This is a genomic window from Nonomuraea recticatena, assembly GCF_039533245.1.
GTDB lineage: Bacteria > Actinomycetota > Actinomycetes > Streptosporangiales > Streptosporangiaceae > Nonomuraea > Nonomuraea roseola.
Genome location: NZ_BAAATE010000012.1, coordinates 188,389 through 206,495, shown reverse-complemented (window position 1 = coordinate 206,495; position 18,107 = coordinate 188,389). Strand labels below are relative to the sequence as shown.

14 protein-coding genes are annotated in these 18,107 nt (G+C 71.2%); 7 read left to right on the top strand and 7 right to left on the bottom strand.

The window, feature by feature from the left end; genetic code table 11:
* Positions 1–86: 86 nt before the first annotated feature.
* The 6 genes from ABFX50_RS23995 (at position 87) to ABFX50_RS23970 (ending at position 7,283) form a co-directional block, all read left to right on the top strand.
* Positions 87–1,166, top strand: coding sequence for an S-methyl thiohydantoin desulfurase family protein (locus tag ABFX50_RS23995; RefSeq protein WP_346149580.1), 1,080 nt, complete (start codon positions 87–89; stop codon positions 1,164–1,166).
* A complete protein-coding gene (locus ABFX50_RS23990; RefSeq protein WP_346149579.1) occupies positions 1,163–2,464 on the top strand; it encodes a hydantoinase/oxoprolinase N-terminal domain-containing protein in 1,302 nt (433 codons plus the stop codon). The genes ABFX50_RS23995 and ABFX50_RS23990 overlap by 4 nt, the downstream gene beginning before the upstream one ends.
* Positions 2,465–2,489: 25 nt before the next feature.
* A complete protein-coding gene (locus ABFX50_RS23985; protein WP_183661320.1) occupies positions 2,490–3,803 on the top strand; it encodes a purine-cytosine permease family protein in 1,314 nt (437 codons plus the stop codon).
* A 14-nt stretch (positions 3,804–3,817) separates the two neighbouring features.
* The gene (locus tag ABFX50_RS23980) at positions 3,818–5,335 is read left to right on the top strand and encodes a hydantoinase/oxoprolinase N-terminal domain-containing protein (protein ID WP_346149578.1); all 1,518 of its coding nucleotides are present in this window, start codon (positions 3,818–3,820) and stop codon (positions 5,333–5,335) included.
* Positions 5,328–6,386, top strand: coding sequence for an S-methyl thiohydantoin desulfurase family protein (locus ABFX50_RS23975; RefSeq protein WP_346149577.1), 1,059 nt, complete (start codon positions 5,328–5,330; stop codon positions 6,384–6,386). Before ABFX50_RS23980 ends, ABFX50_RS23975 begins: the two co-directional genes overlap by 8 nt.
* Before the next feature lie 156 nt (positions 6,387–6,542).
* Positions 6,543–7,283 carry a GntR family transcriptional regulator gene (locus tag ABFX50_RS23970; RefSeq protein WP_346149576.1) on the top strand — a complete coding sequence of 247 codons (741 nt, stop codon included), beginning with the start codon at positions 6,543–6,545 and terminating at the stop codon, positions 7,281–7,283.
* Here the strand turns inward: ABFX50_RS23970 and ABFX50_RS23965 are convergent.
* The 4 genes from ABFX50_RS23965 to ABFX50_RS23950 form a co-directional block, all read right to left on the bottom strand.
* Entirely contained in the window at positions 7,227–7,880 is a 654-nt protein-coding gene (locus ABFX50_RS23965; RefSeq protein WP_346149575.1) for a DedA family protein, read from the bottom strand. The genes ABFX50_RS23970 and ABFX50_RS23965 overlap by 57 nt on opposite strands.
* Before the next feature lie 180 nt (positions 7,881–8,060).
* On the bottom strand, positions 8,061–9,740 hold the full coding sequence (locus tag ABFX50_RS23960) for an RICIN domain-containing protein (RefSeq protein WP_346149574.1): 1,680 nt from the start codon (positions 9,738–9,740) through the stop codon (positions 8,061–8,063).
* A gap of 328 nt (positions 9,741–10,068) precedes the next feature.
* On the bottom strand, positions 10,069–12,150 hold the full coding sequence (locus ABFX50_RS23955; RefSeq protein WP_346149573.1) for an ATP-binding protein: 2,082 nt from the start codon (positions 12,148–12,150) through the stop codon (positions 10,069–10,071).
* Complete coding sequence (locus ABFX50_RS23950; RefSeq protein ID WP_346149572.1) at positions 12,147–14,489, bottom strand: ATP-binding protein; 2,343 nt, start codon at positions 14,487–14,489, stop codon at positions 12,147–12,149. The genes ABFX50_RS23955 and ABFX50_RS23950 overlap by 4 nt, the downstream gene beginning before the upstream one ends.
* Positions 14,490–14,693: 204 nt before the next feature.
* On the opposite strand from ABFX50_RS23950, the gene ABFX50_RS23945 reads away from it, so the two are divergent.
* A complete protein-coding gene (locus ABFX50_RS23945) occupies positions 14,694–17,066 on the top strand; it encodes an ATP-binding protein (RefSeq protein WP_346149571.1) in 2,373 nt (790 codons plus the stop codon).
* Between the two features lie 100 nt (positions 17,067–17,166).
* Here the strand turns inward: ABFX50_RS23945 and ABFX50_RS23940 are convergent, their stop codons facing one another.
* The 3 genes from ABFX50_RS23940 to ABFX50_RS23930 form a co-directional block, all read right to left on the bottom strand.
* Positions 17,167–17,601 (bottom strand): ATP-binding protein, encoded by a 435-nt coding sequence (locus tag ABFX50_RS23940; RefSeq protein WP_346149570.1) that lies wholly within the window; start codon positions 17,599–17,601, stop codon positions 17,167–17,169.
* Positions 17,598–17,792: a DUF5999 family protein gene (locus tag ABFX50_RS23935; RefSeq protein ID WP_221242549.1), complete on the bottom strand. Its 195-nt coding sequence runs from the start codon at positions 17,790–17,792 to the stop codon at positions 17,598–17,600. Before ABFX50_RS23935 ends, ABFX50_RS23940 begins: the two co-directional genes overlap by 4 nt.
* A gap of 161 nt (positions 17,793–17,953) precedes the next feature.
* A complete protein-coding gene (locus tag ABFX50_RS23930) occupies positions 17,954–18,106 on the bottom strand; it encodes a hypothetical protein (RefSeq protein ID WP_346149569.1) in 153 nt (50 codons plus the stop codon).
* Between the last annotated feature and the right edge of the window lies 1 nt (position 18,107).

The following is an 18,107-nucleotide window of genomic DNA, read 5'->3' as shown; positions in this document are numbered from 1 at the left end:
TTCAGTGTGCCACCAGCACACCGATCCCCCAAAGAGGGTCTGTCAGCACACCCCAGGTGACCTGCGGCTTTCCTACTGTGGGAGTCATGGACATCGACACGGGGTCGCTCCCCGCCTACGCCAGGGGATGCGCCGTCCTCGGTTCGGGCGGCGGCGGTCCCGTGACGATCGCCAGGGCCGCCGCCCTCCAGGCGCTGCACGACCACGGTCCCGTCCGCGTGGTCCAGCCCGCCGACCTCGACCCCGATCTGCTGGTCATGCCGGTCGGGACCGCGGGCTCCTCTGCGGTGATGTCCGAGCGGGTCGGCGGCACCGACGAGCCCCTGTACCTGCGCCAGAAGATAGAGGAGCTGTACGGCACGCCCGTCGCCGCCCTCATGGCCAGCGAGATCGGCGGCGCGAACGGCTGCCTGGCCGTCGCGTGGGCGGCCCGCCTGGGCCTGCCCCTGGTCGACGCCGACGGCATGGGCCGCGCCTTCCCCCGCATGGACCAGACCGTCATGCAGCTGCGCGGCATCTCCCCCACCCCGGCCGTGGTCTGCGACGGGCGCGGCAGGACCGTCGTCATCGACCACGTGTCGGGCCGCTGGCTGGAGCGCCTGGTCCGCGCCGCCCTCGAACCCTTCGGCGGCCAGGTGGCCACCAGCGAGTACGTGCTGCGCGGCCACCAGGTCGCCTCCTCCACCGCGCTCGGCTCGGTGACCAGGGCGCTGCGCCTCGGCACCACGCTGCCCGCGCCCCTCATCTCGGGGAAGGTCGCCGAGACCGGCTCCATCCTCGTCGAAGGCCTCGGGCCCGACCTCGGCCGCCTGGTCAGGGTAGAGGCGGGCACCGAGTTCCTCGCCGTCATGGAGGACGGCGCGCCGCTCGCCGCCGTCCCCGACGTGATCGCGATGCTCGACTCCCGCACCGGCGAGGCCGTCGACGCCGAGCACGTCAGGTACGGCCTGCGGGTCAGCATCGTGCGCGTCCCCTGCGACCCCGTGTGGCACACCCCCGAAGGACTGAGGCTGGCAGGACCTGAGGCGTTCGGCCTGTTCGCCCTGCCGGTGCCCGCGACCTCCTCCGCTCCCCCCGGGGGACCCCCGCCCGCGGCCGCCTCCGCCCTCCGGGAGGACCCCCCGGCCGCGGCCCCGTCCCCGCCGCACCGGCCGGTGACGTCGTGAAGGCCGGAGTCGACGTCGGGCCGACCAACACCGACGCCGCCCTGCTCGGTCACGCCGACGCGATCCTGTCCACCGTCAAGGTCGCCTCGGTCCCCGGCGACCCGGTGGCCAGCGTCGCCGCCGCGCTCGGAAGGCTCGGCGCGCCGCCCCTCGCGCAGGTCGCGGTCGGGCTGCGCGGCGCCGCCTCGGCCGTGGACGACAGGCGCGGCCTGTACAAGGTCGCCGTCCTGCGCATCGGCGGGCACGAGGCGCAGGCCGTACGGCCGCTGTTCGGCTGGCCGGAGGACCTGCTGCGGGCCGTCTGCGCCGCGACCGCGATCGTGGACGGCGGCGGCGGCCTGGACCGCGAGGACTGGACGCCCCTGGACACCGTCGCGGTCGCCCGCTTCGCCGCCGGCGTCGCGGGCAGGGCGCAGGCGGTCGCGATCACCGGCCTGTTCTCGCCCCTCGACGCCGAGCAGGAGCTCGAGGCCGCCGACATCGTCAGGGCCGAGCTGGGCGACCTGCCCGTCGCACTGTCGGCCGACCTCGGCTCACTCGGCCTGATCGAGCGTGAGAACGCCACGGTCCTCGACGCCGCCCTGTCCGGCTTCGCCACCGACGTCGCCGCCCGCCTGGCGGCCGCGCTGTCGCCGGTCACCGCCGTCCACGTCACCCGCGGCGACGGCACGCTGATGAGCCTGGAGCACCTGGCGCGGCATCCGGGACTCAGCCTGGGCAGCGGCCCCGCCAGCATGCTGCGCGGCGCGGGCGTGCTGACCGGCCTCGAGGACGCCGTGGTGGCCGACGTCGGCGCGCGCCGCGTCAGGGTGGGCGCCCTCGCCGGCGGCTTCCCTGAGGAGGCACCCGGCGGCGCCCGCATCGGCGGCGTGCCCGTCGGCCTGCGCATCCCCGAGCTGATCAGGGTCCCCCGCCCCTTCGAGCCCGCCGAGCTGGCCGAGGCCGTCGACAGGATGCAGCCGGGCGCGGACCGCCTGCCGCTCGTGGTCGTCGGGGGAGGCGAGCGGGCCGTGCCGGGCGGGCTGCACCCGGCCCACGGCACGGCGGCGGGCGCCATCGGCGCGGCCACCAGCCCGGTCGGCGGTCAGTACGAACGCGTCGTGCGCCTGCCCGACCGCTCCGACCTGCCAGCGGCGCTCGAGGCGGTGATCGAGGAGGCCAGGGCCAGCGCCGTCAGGGCCGGCGCCGATCCCAGGCACGTGCGCATCCTCGAGGCCGCCGACACGCCGCTCGCCTACCTGCCAGGCCCCTTCGTACGGCTGCGCGCCAGGGCCGCGGGCCCGCCCGCCCAGCTGTGAGACCCCCACGAAAGGCACACCTTCCATGAGCACAACCACCACCGACGAGGACTACCCACTGGAGCGGGTGCCGCAAAGCGCCCGCTACCCCTGGTTCAACGTGGCCGTGCAGCGCTTCGGCCAGCTGTCCGACCTCACCCAGTTCCTGCTCGGCGCCACCCTGGGCGCGGGCCTGTCGTTCTGGGGCGCGTTCTGGGCGTTCACGCTCGGCTCGGTGATCCTGGAGATCGTCTGCATCTTCGTCGGCATCGCCGGCATGCGCGAGGGCCTGTCCACCTCGGTCCTGGCCAGGTGGACGGGGTTCGGCCGCTACGGCTCCACCCTGATCGGCGTCATCATCACGCTCAGCCTCTTCGGCTGGTTCGGCGTGCAGACCGCGGTCTTCGCCGCCGGCCTGCACTCGATCATGAACTGGCTGCCCCTCTGGGCCTGGTCCCTGATCGCGGGTCTCGGTGTGACCGCGCTGGTCATCCGCGGGTTCAAGGCGATGGGCATGACGGCCTTCATCACCGTGCCTGCCTTCCTCGGCCTGGCCGGATGGGCGATGTGGGTGGAGATCTCCCGCCACGATCTGGGCGGGCTGGTCGCCTCGCCGCCGTTCGGCGAGCCGATCTCGATCGCGACGGGCGCCACGATCGTGGCGGGCTCCTACATCGTCGGCGCGGTCACCACGCCCGACATGACCCGCTTCAACCGCAACGCGGGCGACGTGGTCAAGCAGACGCTGGTGGGCATCTCCCTCGGCGAGTACGTGCTCGGCCTGGCCGGCGTGCTGCTGGCCTACGCCGTGAAGTCCTCCGACGTCATCGCCATCATCACCGCCTCCTCCGGCGTGGTCGGCGTCATCGTGCTGATCTCGGCCACCGTCAAGATCAACAACTGGAACCTGTACTCCGCCTCGCTCGGCCTGCTGAACGCCATCGAGTCCACGACCGGCCTCAAGCTCAACAGGGTCGCGGTGACCATCGGCATCGGGATCTTCGGTAGCATTCTGGCCGCGATGGGCATCCTCGAGCGGTTCACCGACTTCCTGCTCATCCTCGGCGTCATCACCCCGCCGATCGCGGGGATCATGGTGGCCGAGTACTTCGTGGTCAAACGCTGGCGGCCGGTCCTCGACGCCTCCCGCGAGCGGGGCGAGCTCCCCGCGACCGAGCCCGGCTGGGTGCCCGCGACGCTCGTCATCTGGGCCTGCGCGGCGCTGGTCGGCTGGCTGAGCGAGCACCACCAGTGGATCGGCATCCCCGCGCTCAACTCCCTGCTGCTCGCAGGCCTGGCCTACATCGTCGCGGGCAAGCTCGGCCTGGTCCGCGGCTCCCGCGAACTCGTCACCGTCTGAAGGATCTCCCCCTTATGCGCATCGGCATCGACGTGGGCGGCACCAACACCGACGCCGCCCTCATCGGCGACGGCGGCGAGGTTCTCGCCACCGTCAAGTCCCCCACGACCGAGGACGTCACCGGCGGCGTCGCCGCGGCGCTGGCGGGCCTCGGCGCCACCCAGGTGTCCGCGGTCATGATCGGCACCACGCACTTCGTCAACGCCCTGGTCGAGGCGGCCCGCCTGGAGCCCGTCGCCGCCGTACGGCTGGGCCTGCCCGCCACGGCGGCCCTGCCGCCCATGGTCGACTGGCCCGAACGGCTCAGGAAGGTCGTCGAGGGCGCGTCCTACCTGTGTCACGGCGGCCACGAGTACGACGGCACCCCCATCTCCGAGCTCGACCCCGAGGAGCTGCGCAGGGTCGCCGCCGACATCAGGGCGCGCGGGCTGCGCTCGGTGGCGATCTCCTCGGTCTTCTCCCCCGTCAGCGACTCCTCCGAGCGGCGCGCCGCCGAGATCCTCGCCGCCGAGCTGGGCCAGGAGGCGCACCTCTCCCTCTCCTGCGAGATCGGCCGCGTCGGCCTGCTGGCCAGGGAGAACGCCACGATCGTGAACGCGGCGCTGCGCCCGCTCGCCGAGCGCGCGGTGGCCGCCTTCAGCCAGGCGCTCAAGGTGGCCGGCATCGACGCGCCGCTGTTCCTGTCGCAGAACGACGGCACGCTCATGGACCTCTCGCGGGCCACGCGCTACCCGGTGGCCACGTTCGCCTCGGGGCCGACCAACTCCATGCGGGGCGCCGCCTACCTGTCGGGGCTGACCGACTGCGCGGTCGTCGACATCGGCGGCACCACCTCCGACGTCGGCATCCTGGTGGGCGGCTTCCCCCGCGAGGCCTCGGGCGAGGCGATGGTCGCCGAGGTCCGCACCAACTTCCGCATCCCCGACGTGCTGTCGATCGGCATCGGCGGCGGCTCGCTGGTCGCCGAGGACGGCTCGGTGGGGCCGCGCAGCGTGGGCTACCGGCTGCCCGAGGAGGCGCTGGTGTTCGGCGGCGGCACGCTGACAGCCACCGACCTGGCCGTGGCCGCGGGCCACGCCGACATCGGCGACCCCTCCCTGGTCGCGGGGCTCGACCCGGCCAGGCCGCTGAAGCTCATCGCCGAGCGGGTGGCCGACGCCGTGGACCGCATGCGCACCTCCTCCGACCCGCTGCCCGTCGTGCTGGTGGGCGGCGGCAGCATCCTCATCAGGGAGCTGCCCGGCTTCGAGGACGTGCGCAGGCCCGACCACTACGCCGTGGCCAACGCGGTGGGAGCGGCCATCGCCCAGGTCGGCGGCGAGGTGGACAGGGTCTTCTCAGGCCCGCGCGACACCGTGCTGGCCGAGGCCAAGGCGGAGGCCGTGGCCCGCGCCGAGCGGGCGGGCGCGCGCGAGGGCAGCGTGCGCATCGCCGACGTGGAGGAGGTCCCGCTGGCCTACCTGCCCGGCGACGCGACCCGCATCAGGGTGAAGGCGGTCGGCGACCTGGACTTGGAGAAGATCAATGCGTGAGATCGGCATCGACCAGCTGGACGACATGGCCAGGGGCGCCGGCATCCTCGGCACCGGCGGAGGCGGCGACCCCTACGTCGGCAAGCTGCTGGCCAGGGAGGCCATCCGCCGTCACGGCCCGGTGGCCCTCTACGACATCGCCGAGGTGCCGGCCGACGCCACCGTGGTGCCGATCTCGGGCATGGGCGCCCCCACCGTGCTGCTGGAGAAGCTGCCCGCCGGCACCGAGGAGCTGGCCGCGCTGCGGGCGCTGGAGGCGGTGCTCGGCCGCAAGGCCACGCACATCGTCCCGATCGAGGTCGGCGGCGTGAACTCGATGATCCCCATCGCGGCCGCCGCCCAGGCAGGACTGCCCCTCGTGGACGGCGACGCCATGGGCCGCGCCTTCCCGGAGGCGCAGATGGTGCTCCCCACCCTGATCGGGGTGTCCAACACGCCCATGGCCCTGGCCGACGACAAGGGCAACACCCTGGTCGTCGACGCGATCTCCAACCACTGGGCCGAACGGCTGGGCAGGGCGGCCTGCGTGCAGATGGGCTGCCAGGTCTCCTGCGCCGACACCGTGCTGCGCGGCGACCAGCTGGCCGACGGCCTGGTCCCCGCCACCCTGACGCTGGCCGAGGACCTCGGCAGGGCCGTACGGCTGGCGCGGGCCGCCCACGCCGACCCCGTGGCCGCGGCGACCTCCGTGCTCGGCGGCGTGAAGCTGTTCGCGGGCAAGGTCGTGGACGTCGAGCGCCGCACCACCGGCGGGTTCGCGCGAGGCAAGGCGCTGCTGGCGGGGGCGGGCTCCTTCGAGCTCAGCTTCCAGAACGAGCACCTGCTGGCCCGCAGGGACGGCGGGATCGTCGCGACCACCCCCGACCTCATCTGCGTGCTCGACACCGACACCGGCGAGCCGGTGACCACCGAGGCCATGCGCTACGGCCTGCGCGTCACCGTCATCGGGGTGCCCTGCGACCCGCGGTGGACCTCCCCCGCGGGGCTCGAGCTGGCGGGGCCGAGGTACTTCGGCTACGACTGCGACTACCGGCCCCTGCCCCTCGCCTAGCCCCGAGCCCTCGGCTCAGGGACTTCCCAGGGCCGGGGGCGCGTGCCACCCCTCCGCGGCGCGTCCCCGGTCCTGTGCCCCCTCGGGTGCCCCTGCCGTCCCTGCAACGTGCAGGAAATATTTGTCAGGACATTCTGACCTCGGTAGCCTGATCACATGACCGCGAACCTGGCGATCGACCTGGACCGCTCCAGTCCCGTCCCGCTGTACTTCCAGGTGGCCGAGCAGATCGCCGAAGCGATCAGGCGAGGCGACCTCGCCCCCGGATCCAGGCTCGACAACGAGATCCTGCTCGCCGACCGGCTCGGGCTCTCGAGGCCGACCATCCGCCAGGCGATCCAGTATCTCGTCGACAAGGGCCTGCTGGTGCGCAAGCGCGGCGTTGGCACCCAGGTCGTGCACGGCCAGGTCAAGCGCTCGGTCGAGCTCACCAGCCTCTACGACGACCTGCGCCGCGCGGGGCAGGAGCCGGCCACGAAGGTGCTGGCGCTCGAGCCGCGCCCGGTCGACGAGCAGGTCGCCCAGGTGCTCGGCCTCTCGCCCGGCGACGAGGCCCTCTACCTGGAGCGGCTGCGCTTCGCCTCGGGCGAGCCGCTGGCGCTGCTGCACAACTGGCTGCCCCTCGCCCTGGCGCCGCTGACCCCCGAGGGCCTGCAGGGCAGGGGGCTGTACGAACTGCTGCGCGCCGCCGGGGTGCGGATGCGGGTGGCCAACCAGCGCATCGGCGCCCGCGCCGCCTCCGCGACCGAGGCCAAGCTGCTCGACGAGCGCAGGGGCGCGCCGCTGCTCACCATGATCCGCACCACCTACGACGACCAGGGCAGGGCCGTCGAGCACGGCTCACACGTCTACCGGGCTTCGCACTACTCCCTCGAGGTCACTCTCATCGAGCGATGAGGCCCTGCTCGCCTTCCTCTTGAGGTACCAGGTGGTGCCGAGCCCGAACAGCACGGCCGCCGCCAGCCCCACCCACGAGAAGCCCTTCAGCCACTTCTCGGCGACGATGCCCAGGTAGTAGATCACCGCCGTGGTGCCGCCCGCCCAGACGATGCCGCCGAGTACGTTGGCGACCAGGAACTTCCAGTACGGCATGCGCAACGCCCCCGCCAGCGGCCCGGCCAGGATGCGCAGCAGTGCGACGAAGCGCCCGAAGAACACCGTCCACATGCCGTAGCGGTGGAAGTAGTGCTCGGCCTTGGCGATGTGGTGCGGCCCGAAGTGCTTGGGGAACCTTCTGCCCAGACGGTCGAAGAGGGGCTTGCCGCCCCTCCTGCCGATGGCGTAGCCGATCGAGTCGCCGACGATAGCCCCCACGCTGGCGCACACGCCCACCCAGACGGGGCTCACCACACCCTTGGCCGACAGCAGGGCCGAGCTGACCAGGACGATCTCGCCCGGCAGCGGGATGCCCAGGCTCTCCAGCCCGATGACCAGTCCCACCAGAGCGCAGATCCACAGCGGCGGGATGGCCTGCAGCCATTCGTCGATATGCATCCGGACACCTTAGCGTCGGCAACCTGCGGAAAGAGCGCCGGCAGAAATCGCTGCGTGCTCTCCCCATGGCGACCGGGATCGCGAGCGTGGCGCGCCGGCCGTCAGGGTGTGTGACGGGTTCGATGTCGTAGCGCCCCGGCCGTCGTATGGACGGGGCCGGGGCGCTCGGACCAGAAGGGGCTACCGCGTGACCCGGGTGCCGCCGAAGGTGACGACGAGGCGGCCGTCTGCGGCGAAGGACCAGTTCAGGGCGCCGGAGTAGGAGGCGCAGCGGGAGCCGTTCGTGCCGGACCAGAACTGGTTGGAACTGTCGGCGTTGCCGACGATCTTGTCGTTGCTGCCGCTGCCGGCGCGGCAGGAGACGTTGTTGCGGAACACCGAGCTGCCCGCCTCGAAGGTGTAGTTGCGTTCGGTGTTGTCGATGCTGATGTTGTCGGAGACCGTCATGGCGCCGGGGTTGCGGTTGTAGGTGAAGCCGTGCTTGCCGTTGTTGTACGCGATGTTTCGCCGGATGACGTGGTTGACCCCGATGTCCTCGCCGCCGAGCTTGTAGCCGTTGCGGTCACCGTTGCCGGCCTGGCCGCCGTCGCTGAGGGTGCCGTTGTCGTACGACAGGGAGTCCTCGATGGTCACCGCCCCGATGGCCCCGGTGTCGGTCTTGGTGTAGAGGTCCCAGCCGTCGTCGATGTTGTTGCGCGCCACGGCGTAGCGGAAGACGTTGCCGGAGCCGACGGTGAGCTTGGCGGCGAAACCGTCGGCGTCCTCGCCGTCGGAGTCGGCGTTGTCATGGGAGAGGACGCTCAGCATGAGGTTGTCGGCGGGCCACCGGTCGCGGGGGGTGGTGGAGAGCATCCGCGAGAGCTGCAGGCCGGTGTCGCGGTTGAACCTCGTCACCGTGCGCTCGATGATGTTGTCGCTGCCGCCCACGAAGATCCCGTTGTCACCGGCGCGCTCGACGGTGATGCCGTTGACGTGCCAGTACGACCCGTTCACTGCGAGACCGCGGTTGGCCGGGTCCTCGGCCTGGGCCGAGAAGTTCAGGATCGGCGTCTCGCCGGGGTAGGCGGTCAGCTTCTTGCGGGCGCTGGGGGTGCCGTCGTTCCCGTCCGCGATGGTGACGGTCTGTGCGAAGGCGTACGTCCCGCCGCGCAGGTAGATCGTCCCACCGGCGGCGACGCGCGTGATCGCCGAGGTGAGCGTCGTCGGGTCCGACTGCGTGCCGGTCGCGCCGTCCCTGCCGCTGGGCGACACGTACAGCGCGCCGCCCGGCGGGGTCGTCGGGGTGACGGTCGGGGTGGGCGTGGGGCTCGGCGTCGGCGTGACGGTCGGGGTCGGCGTGGGGCCGCCACCCGCGGGGCGCAGGGTCCACTGTTTGGAGGTGACCGAGTCGCAGGAGTTCTGCTGCAGGACGGCGCCGACCACGGTGGAGCTGTCCTTGACGTTGAGGCACTTGCCGCCGTTGGCGTTGACCACCCGGTAGTTCGAACCGGCGGCGACCAGCTGCCAGCTCTGCGAGGCGGCGCCGGTGCACGTCTCCTGCTGGACGGCCTTGCCTGCGCTGGTGGAGGCGTCACGGACGCCGACGCACCTGCCGCTGTGCCTGGCCTTGATCTGGTAGGCGCCGCCGGAGGCGGTGAGCGTGAAGACCGGTCCTGAGGTCTCGGCGCACGCGTTCTGCGCGAGCTGCACGCCCTCGCCGGTGCTCTGCCCCGGTACGGCGGCGCACAGGCCGCTGTGGGCGTTGACCAGGGTGTAGTCGCCGTTGGCGGGGGCTGCCCAGGCCGGTGTGGTGAGCGCGGCCACCAGGCCGGCGGTGGTGAGGAGCCCGGCGGTCAGCGCGACCGTCAGTTTCCTTCCCATGGATCGCTTCTTGTGCACGTCCAGCTCCATTCCTGCGGTGGGGGGTTTGTTCAGGCATGGCTGTCAGAGCTGCGGGCCGGAGGGGACCGCGGCCGTGGACCTTCAGGTCGTCGCACCGGGTCGTGCTCTGCGCGTTCGACGCCAACCGGTTGCAGAAACAGTGCCGTTACATGACAAGCACAGTCAATACATCCCGATAAAACTGCAAACACCGTTACGTGTTTCGCCTGGTTGCGTCGCTATTTCTGCAACAACCGATTGCAAGAATGCCTATTGAGCGGAGAGCGTGCCCTGGCGTCCTCCTCGGACCCAGCCTGGACGCGCCCGATCATGCGCCGATCGCGGAGATGACGCCGGGCTCCAGGCCGTGCCTCGCCCCGTCGCGGAAGGCCGCCGTGAAAGCCCGTTCTCCCAGCTTCCGGCGGGACTGCTCCGCGCACCGTTCGTGCCACCTCGCGTGGTATCCAATGCGGGCCGGTGCGGTCCCCACCACCTGCCACAACGCGTGGGCCGCGCCCAGCGTCCTGGCGGCCCGTTCGTGGTCCCCCCTGGCACCGGCCGTCCACGCCAGCACCTCCAGGCACTGCGTGAGGGTCCACCGGTCGTTGATCTCCTGGGCGAACTCGGCCGCCTCGCTCACCAGCTCCCCGGCACGACGGCAGTCACCCAGGTTCCACATGGCGATGCCGAGCGCCAGCTGGGCGTGACTGCGTGACATCGAAGCGTGACGGATCTCGCACAGCGCCAGTAGTTCCTCACCGAACCTGGCGGCTCGCGCGGGGTCCTCCATCGAGCCGTAGACGGCCGCGTAGTAGAGGTTGAAGGCGATGCTGTCGAGGTCGCCGGTGGCGCGGTGGAGGGCGAGCGACTCCTCCAGGAGCGCGAGGCCGCGTGGCGCGTCGCCGGTGGAGAAGGCGGCGAGACCGGAGGTCCGGATGGCGAGCGGCAGGACATCCTCGTTGCCCGCCTGCCGTGCCATGGTGTGACATTCCTCCAGTCTGGGCATCGCCACGGCCAGGTCGCCCTGGCGGAGGGCGAGCATGCTGTCCACCCAGAGGGCCATCGCACGGGCGCCGACCGCGCCGGGCACCAGGTCCAGGCCGCGCTCCAGCCAGTACCGGCCTTCGGTGAGGGAGCCGGCGAGGAGCCAGTAGAGCCACATCGCCGTCGCGGTCTCCAGCCCCTCGACAGCCGTGCTCGGCTCGCTCAGGCACATCTCCAGCGCCGCGCGCACGTTGGGCAGCTCCCGTCGCAGGAGCCGGTAGCGCTCGAGCTGGTCCGGGACGATCCGGTCGATCCGGTGCGCCTCCACCACATCCCGGTAGTGGTCGATGTACCGCCCGCGCAGCGCTCGCGCCTCCGAAGGATCCAGCCGCTCGTACCCGTACGCGCGGATGCTCTCCAGCATGCGGTACCTGACTCCGGCCTGCCCCTGCTCGCCCACCAGGACCGACTTGTCCACCAGCCCCGCGAGCAGATCGATGACGTCGGCGAGGTGGATCTCGCCGCCCGCGCACACCGCCTCGGCGGTGTCGAGGTCGGCCCCACCGGGGAACACCGACAGCCGGGCCCACAGCCGCTGTTCCGCCGGAGAGCAGAGATCGAAGCTCCAGTCCATGGTCGCGCGCAGCGTCCGATGGCGGGGCAGGCCGGTGGGGCTCCCGCGCGCCAGCACGTCGAAGCGTTCCTCCACCTCGTGGGTGAGCTGCTTCAACGGCACTGCGCGCAGCCGCGCCGCGGCCAGCTCGATCGCCAGCGGGATTCCCTCCAGGCGCTGGGCCAGCCTCGCCAGATACGCCGCGTTCCCTGCGTCAAGGGAGAAGCCAGGCCACACGCTCGCCGCGCGATCCACGAACAGCCGTACCGCATCGTGCCGGGCGATGTCGCTCGGCCGGCGGCCGTGGTCCGGCACCGACAGTGACGGCACCACCAGCACCTGCTCGCCGCTCACCCTCAAGGTCTGCCTGCTGGTCACCAGGATCCGCAGCCGGGCGGCACCCCGCAACAGCTGCTCCACGAGGCGGGCGCAGTCGTCGAGCAGGTGCTCGCAGTTGTCCAGCACGAGCAGCATCCGCTTGTCCGCCAGGTGGTCCACCAGCATGGTCGCGGGGTCGGGTCCCGCCTCCGGCAGGCCCAGCGCCGCGGCGACGGTCGGCGCCAGCAGGTCACCGGCTTCCAAGGTGGCCAGCTCGACCGTCTCCACGCCGTCCCTGTACGTGCGCCCGAGCGTCTCGGCGACCCGGGCCGCCAGCCGCGTCTTGCCGACACCGCCCACTCCGGTCAAGGTCAGCAGCCGCGCGTGGGACAGCATCTGCCTGGCCTGCGACACCTCGCGTCTGCGCCCGACGAACCTGGGCGCCTCCATCGGCGGGCCGGTCCCGACCGCAGGACGGCGCTCGGTCCGGCTCACGGCGCATCTCCGGAAAGGCCCGGGTCATCCCCCCGCTCCTGCCGGCTGACCCAGGCGGCGATCTGGACGCGCGAGGTGAACCCGAGCTTGACGAGGATGTGCTCGACGTGTCCCTCGGCGGTGCGCTGCGCGATCACCAGCGCGGCCGCGATCGCCTTGTTGCTCATGCCCTGGGCGACCAGCCGGGCGATCTCCATCTCCCTGCGGGTCAACGGTGAAGGTCTCCGCTGTGGCTCGCCCTCCGGCGGGTCCTCCCGCATCGCGTACTCCAGCGCCTCGCCGAGGGTGAGCCCCGTGCCCTTGCGGAAGGCGGCCTCGAACCCCCTGGCGCCGAGGTTTCCCCTGGCCGCCCGCTCGCAGGTGTCATGGTGTTCGGCGAGGTAGCCGAACAGGGGGCCGCCGAAGGAGCGCCAGATCTCCCGCAGCGCGCCGAGGAGCAGGGCCGCGCGCTCGCCGTCACCGTCGCCGCAGCTCATCCATGCCAGGGCCTCGATGCACAGGGCGATGCCCAGGTGGTCGTCGAAGGGCTCCTTCAGCCGTACGGCCTCGCGTTCCATCTCGACCGCCCGCCGGGTGTCCCCCCGCTTCCACACCTCGATCCCGTACGTCCACAGCGTGTATGACCGGAACCAGTTCTCGTGGCGCGGCCCGCAGATCGCCAGGCACTCCTCGAACTGCTCGACGGCCTGGTCGGACTGGCCGAGAAGCGACCGCGTGGTGGCGAGATAGATCAACGAGTTCACGACGCCGATCTGGTCGTCCGTCCTGCGGCTGCAGTCCAGCGCCTTGCCGAGGAGGGTCTGCGCCCTGGGGAGGTCCTGCTGGAGCAGGGCGGCGAGGCCGGCGACGTACGTGGCGCTCCCCGTGATCGTCAGGTCGTCGAACCGGCGGGCCAGCTCTCCGCACTCCTCCAGCAGGGTCGCGGCCGCCGTGAAGTCGCTCTGCAGGACCGCGAGCCGCGCCTTGACGCAGAGAGCCCAGGCGCGGGCGGGAGTCGGCCGCTCATCGGCGGCGAGCAGGCGGTCGAACCAGTTCCTGCCCTCGTGCGGGGAGTCAGCCGCGATCCAGTAGTACCGCAGCGCCGAGGCCATGATCAGGCCGGACTCGGCCTCTCCCGCCGCCGCGAGGCAGAAGTCGAGGGCGGTGCGGAGATTGCCGTGCTCGGTGCGCAGCCGCGCGTACCAGGTCACCTGCTCCGGCGTGAACCAGTCATGCTGGGCGCGGAGCACCAGGTCCAGATACCAGTCGCGATGCCGGCGCCGCAGCCTCTCCTCCTGGCCGGACTCGCGCAGCCGGTCCCGGCCGTACTGGCGGATGGTCTCCAGCAACCGGAACCGCACCTTCGACCGGTGCTCCTCCCTGACGAGGATGGACTTGTCCACGAGGCCGATCACCAGGTCGAGGATCTCCTCGGTGGCGATGCCGTCGCCGGAGCACACGTGCTCGGCCCCTTCGAGGTCGAGGCTGCCGGAGAACACCGAAAGGCGTGCCCAGAGCAGTTGCTCCTGCGCGGTGCACAGGAGGTAGCTCCAGTCGATCAACGCCCGCAACGTCCGCTGGCGGGGCAGCACCACCTTCGATCCCAACGTGAGCACCCGGAACCGGTCCTCCAGCCGGGCCAGCAGCTGTTCGACGGAGATGGCTCGCAGCCGGACGGCCGCCAGCTCGATCGCCAGTGGGATGCCGTCCAGGCTTCGGCAGATCCGTACCACGGCTTCCCGGTTGTCGTCGGTGACCGCGAAACCGGGCAGCACGGCCCCGGCCCGCTCGGCGAACAACCGCACCGCGTCGGACTGCTCCGACGACCTGCCTGGCGGCTGCGACATGTCGCCGTCCAGCAGCGGCAAGGGCGGCACGACCATCGTCTGCTCGCCCGCGACGCCGAGCACCTGCCGGCTGGTCGCGAGGATCCGCAGGCCGGGCGCGGAGCGCACCAGCGTCTCGGCCATGACGGCGCAGTCATGCAGCAGGTGCTCGCAGTTGTCCAGGACCACCAGGGTCTGCCTGTCGCGCAGGTGGTCGGCGACCACCTCGAGCAGGGGCCTGGTGGACAGGTCCGGGATCTCCAGGGCCTCGGTCACCGCCTGGACGAGCAGATCCGGGCATTCCAGCGCCGCGAGCTCGACCAGGTACACGCCGTCGGGGAAGGCGCGCCGCACGTCGGCCGCGACCCTGAGGGCCAGCCGGGTCTTGCCGACGCCGCCCACGCCGACGAGGGTCACCAGCCTGGAGCCGGCCAGCAGCCGCTTGACCTCGGTCATCTCACACCGACGGCCCACGAAGCTGGTCAGCTCGGCCGACAGCCCACGGATCTCCGACCCCTTCGACGCCACCCCCATGAGCGCTCCACCCGCGCGACACCTGTTCCATCGGAACTCAGCCGATGAAATCCAGGGTACGCCTGGACCCTACTGACGGTTTTTACCGTTTTGTACGGAATCGCCACAAGGATCCTGAGGTTGCAGACGTGTGGAGACCTGCGCACAACCTGAACAACGGCGGAAGGGTCGTTCCATCGTCGACCAAGCCTGGCGAGGTAATCGATGACAGCGCCGAGGACCAGCGCCTCCAACCGGCAGCAGAAGGCGCGACTGCCGGCCGAGGCGACCAGCTTCGTAGGCCGCAGGCACGAAGTGGCCGAGGTCAAACGATGCCTGTCCGTCTCACGTGCGGTGACCTTGACCGGTGTGGGCGGCGTCGGTAAGACACGGCTGGCCCTCCGGGTCGCGCTCGACGTCGCGAGGGACTTCCGCGACGGGGTGTGGTTCGTGGAACTGGCCGCGGTGGAGGATCCGGACATGCTCGCCCAGATCGTGGTCGAGGCTCTGGAGATCCGTGACAACAGACTCAACTCGCCCGTGGAGGTGCTCACCGATCATCTGCGGGACGAGCAGGCACTGGTGATCCTCGACAACTGCGAGCATCTGGTGCACGAGTGCGCCGTCCTGGTCGACGTGCTGCTGCGCTCGGCCCCCGAGCTGCGCATCCTCGCCACCAGCCGGGAGGCCCTCGGCTTCGCGGGTGAACAGACGCTGACTGTGCCCACGCTCCCGTTGCCTGACCTCGACGGCGCGCAGCTGCCCGTCAAGTCGCTCGCCAAGTGCGATGCCGTCTGCCTGTTCACCGAGCGGGCCAGGGCCGTCCTCCCCTCGTTCGCCCTCACCGAGGACAACAAGGACGTCGTCGTCGGAATCTGCCGGCAGCTGGACGGCCTGCCGCTCGGGATCGAGCTCGCCGCCGTCAGGTTGCGCGCGCTGTCCGTCCAGCAGCTGCACGAGCGCCTGGACGACCGGTTCCGGCTGCTGACCGCCGGCTCGCGGGCCGTACTGCCACGTCACCAGACGCTCCGCGCGCTGATCGACTGGAGCCATGCCCTCTGCTCCGAGAAGGAGCAGGCGCTGTGGGCACGCGTGTCGGTGTTCGCCGGCAGCCTGGATCTGGAGGCGGCCGAGGCTGTCTGCTCCGGCAACGGAATCGCCCGTGAGGAGATCCTCGACCTGGTGTCCGGCCTGGTGGACAAGTCGATCCTGATCCGGGAGGAGCACGGGTCACAGGCGCGCTACCGGTTGCTGGAGATCATCCGCCAGTACGGCATGGAGAAGCTCGTCGCCGCGGGTGAGGAGGCCACTCTGCGACGGCGGCACCGTGACTACTACCGCGCGCTGTCGGCGCGGGCACGAGCGCAGCTGTTCGGGCCGTCGCAGATCGCCTGGTTCGCCAGGCTGCGACTCGAGCACGCCAACCTGCACACCGCGCTGGAGCACTGCTTCGGTGATTCGTCAGAGGTCGCCGGCGGCCTCGACATGGCCGCCGACCTGCTCTACCACTGGATCAGCTGCTACTACCTGGGGGAGGGCCGCCACTGGCTGGACCGGGGACTCGCCGCTTACACCGAACCGGACGAGATACGCGCCCGGGCGCTGTGGGCCGACAGCTGGCTGGCCATCATCCAGGCCGACCTCGCCTCCGCCACGGCGATGCTGAAGGAGAGCCGGTCCATCGGCGAGCGGCTGGAGCTGGAGCCGGTCCTCGCCTACGTCGCGCTCTACTCCGGGATGATCGCCATGTGTGAGGGCGATGCCGAGCCCGCCATCGCGCTCTACCAGGAGGCGCTGGCCCGGCACCGGGCCGGCGACGACCCCGTGGGCACGGCTCTGGCCCTCATCCGGCTGTCCCTCGCGTACTCCTTCTGCGGCGACTCGGCGCGGGCCATCTCGCTCGGCGATGACTGCCTTGCCCTGTCCGACGCCCACGGAGAAGGCTGGCACAGGGCGTACATGATGATGGCGCTCGGTGTGGAGGTCTGGCGGCAGGGCGACGCCGCGCGCGCGACCGAGCTCGAGACGAAGAGCCTGACCTTCAACCGCGCGCTCGACGACCCGCTGGGAGCCGGGGTCAATCTGGAGGTGCTGGCCTGGATCGCCGCCACCGAGAAGCAGTACCGGCGAGCGGCCCAGCTGCTGGGCATCGTGGAAACGGTCTGGCAGAGGATCGGAGCGCCGCTGTCGGGATTTGGCCATCTTTCGCACTATCACCACGAATGTGGGCAACACACTCGCCAGGCGCTCGGCGATTCGGCCTTCGACCTCGCGTTCAAGCGGGGCGCCCGGCTCACCTATGACCAGGCGCTCGCCTACGCGCTCGGTGAGGACAAACGCGTTGAGGAGCAGCCCGCCGAGACGAAGGGGGCGCGGCTGACCCCGCGGGAGACGGAGATCGCCGCTCTCGTCGCCCAGGGCCTGTCCAACAGGGAGATCGCCGCCTCCCTGGTGATCTCTCAGAGAACCGCCGAGGGGCACATCGAACACATCTTGAGCAAGCTCGGCTACCACTCACGCGCCCAGATCGCCGTCTGGGTCGGCGAGCAGGCCCGCACGGCCGACGACGGGTCCCCGCCTGACACCGGCGTTCAGTAGGGCAACAGCCGCCCGGACGGCGTCCGCAGGTCCTGGGCCGGGCGGACGGTCGGTCTGCCGCCCTTGCGGGTCCGGATCCTTCGCACGTCACCACCTCCCTTCAGACGAGTCCGGGGGCGGGAAGCTCGAACCAGACGACCTTCCCTTCGCAGGTATGGGCGGTCCCCCAGCAGCAGGCCAGGTCGGCGAGCAGCAGGTGCTCACGGCCCACCCGGTCCCTGGTCCGCGAGGAATCGGCGTGCTCGACCTCGCAGCGCAGCAACCCGTCCTCGGCGGCGAGCATGAACCGGATCTTGTCGCCGCTGTGACGCAGGGCGTTGGTCATCAGCTCGCTGACAAGAAGGTCCGCGACCGCGGCCTGGTGCTGAAGTCCCCACTGCACCAGGCGGTTGCGGGTGATGCGCCGCGCGCTGGGCTCGGCGGAGGGCTCGCACGAGAGCACCCAGCAGGCCGTCCGGTCGCCGCCGGCCGGCCAGACGCGAGCGAGCAGGCCGTCGGCGAAGGCCAGGAGCCGATTGGGCGTCATGAGTTTCATGCCGCATTCCCAGTGCGCACCAGTCCGACGAAGATGCTCCGGCCGTCCGGCAGTAGTTCACCGGCGTCATCGAAGATGACGACACCGTTGCAGAGCAGCCCCCACCCCTGTTCTGGGTGGAAGGCGAGCATCCGGGCCGAATCGTGGTCCGAGGCGTCCGCCGACGGGCACTGTGGTTGATGCTGGCACATGGCTCGTACCCTTCTGTTTGTCCGTGGTTCTGCTGAGCTCATGTCTAAGCACTCAGCCTGCCCCGCGGACGGTACGAGCGAGACGGGATAAACCCCCGTATACGTACCTATTAGCTACACGTAGGTACATACGTAGTGGGTGCTCATCCGGCGACGGCCGCCTACGCCGAGGTCGAGACCACCTCGTCGCCCTGCACCACGTACCTCAGGTTCTTCGGCTCGGCGAGCGCGCCGATGTCACGCGTCGGGTCGCCCTCCAGCACCAGCAGGTCGGCGTGCGCTCCCACCGCCAGCGTCCCGATGCTTCCCGCCATG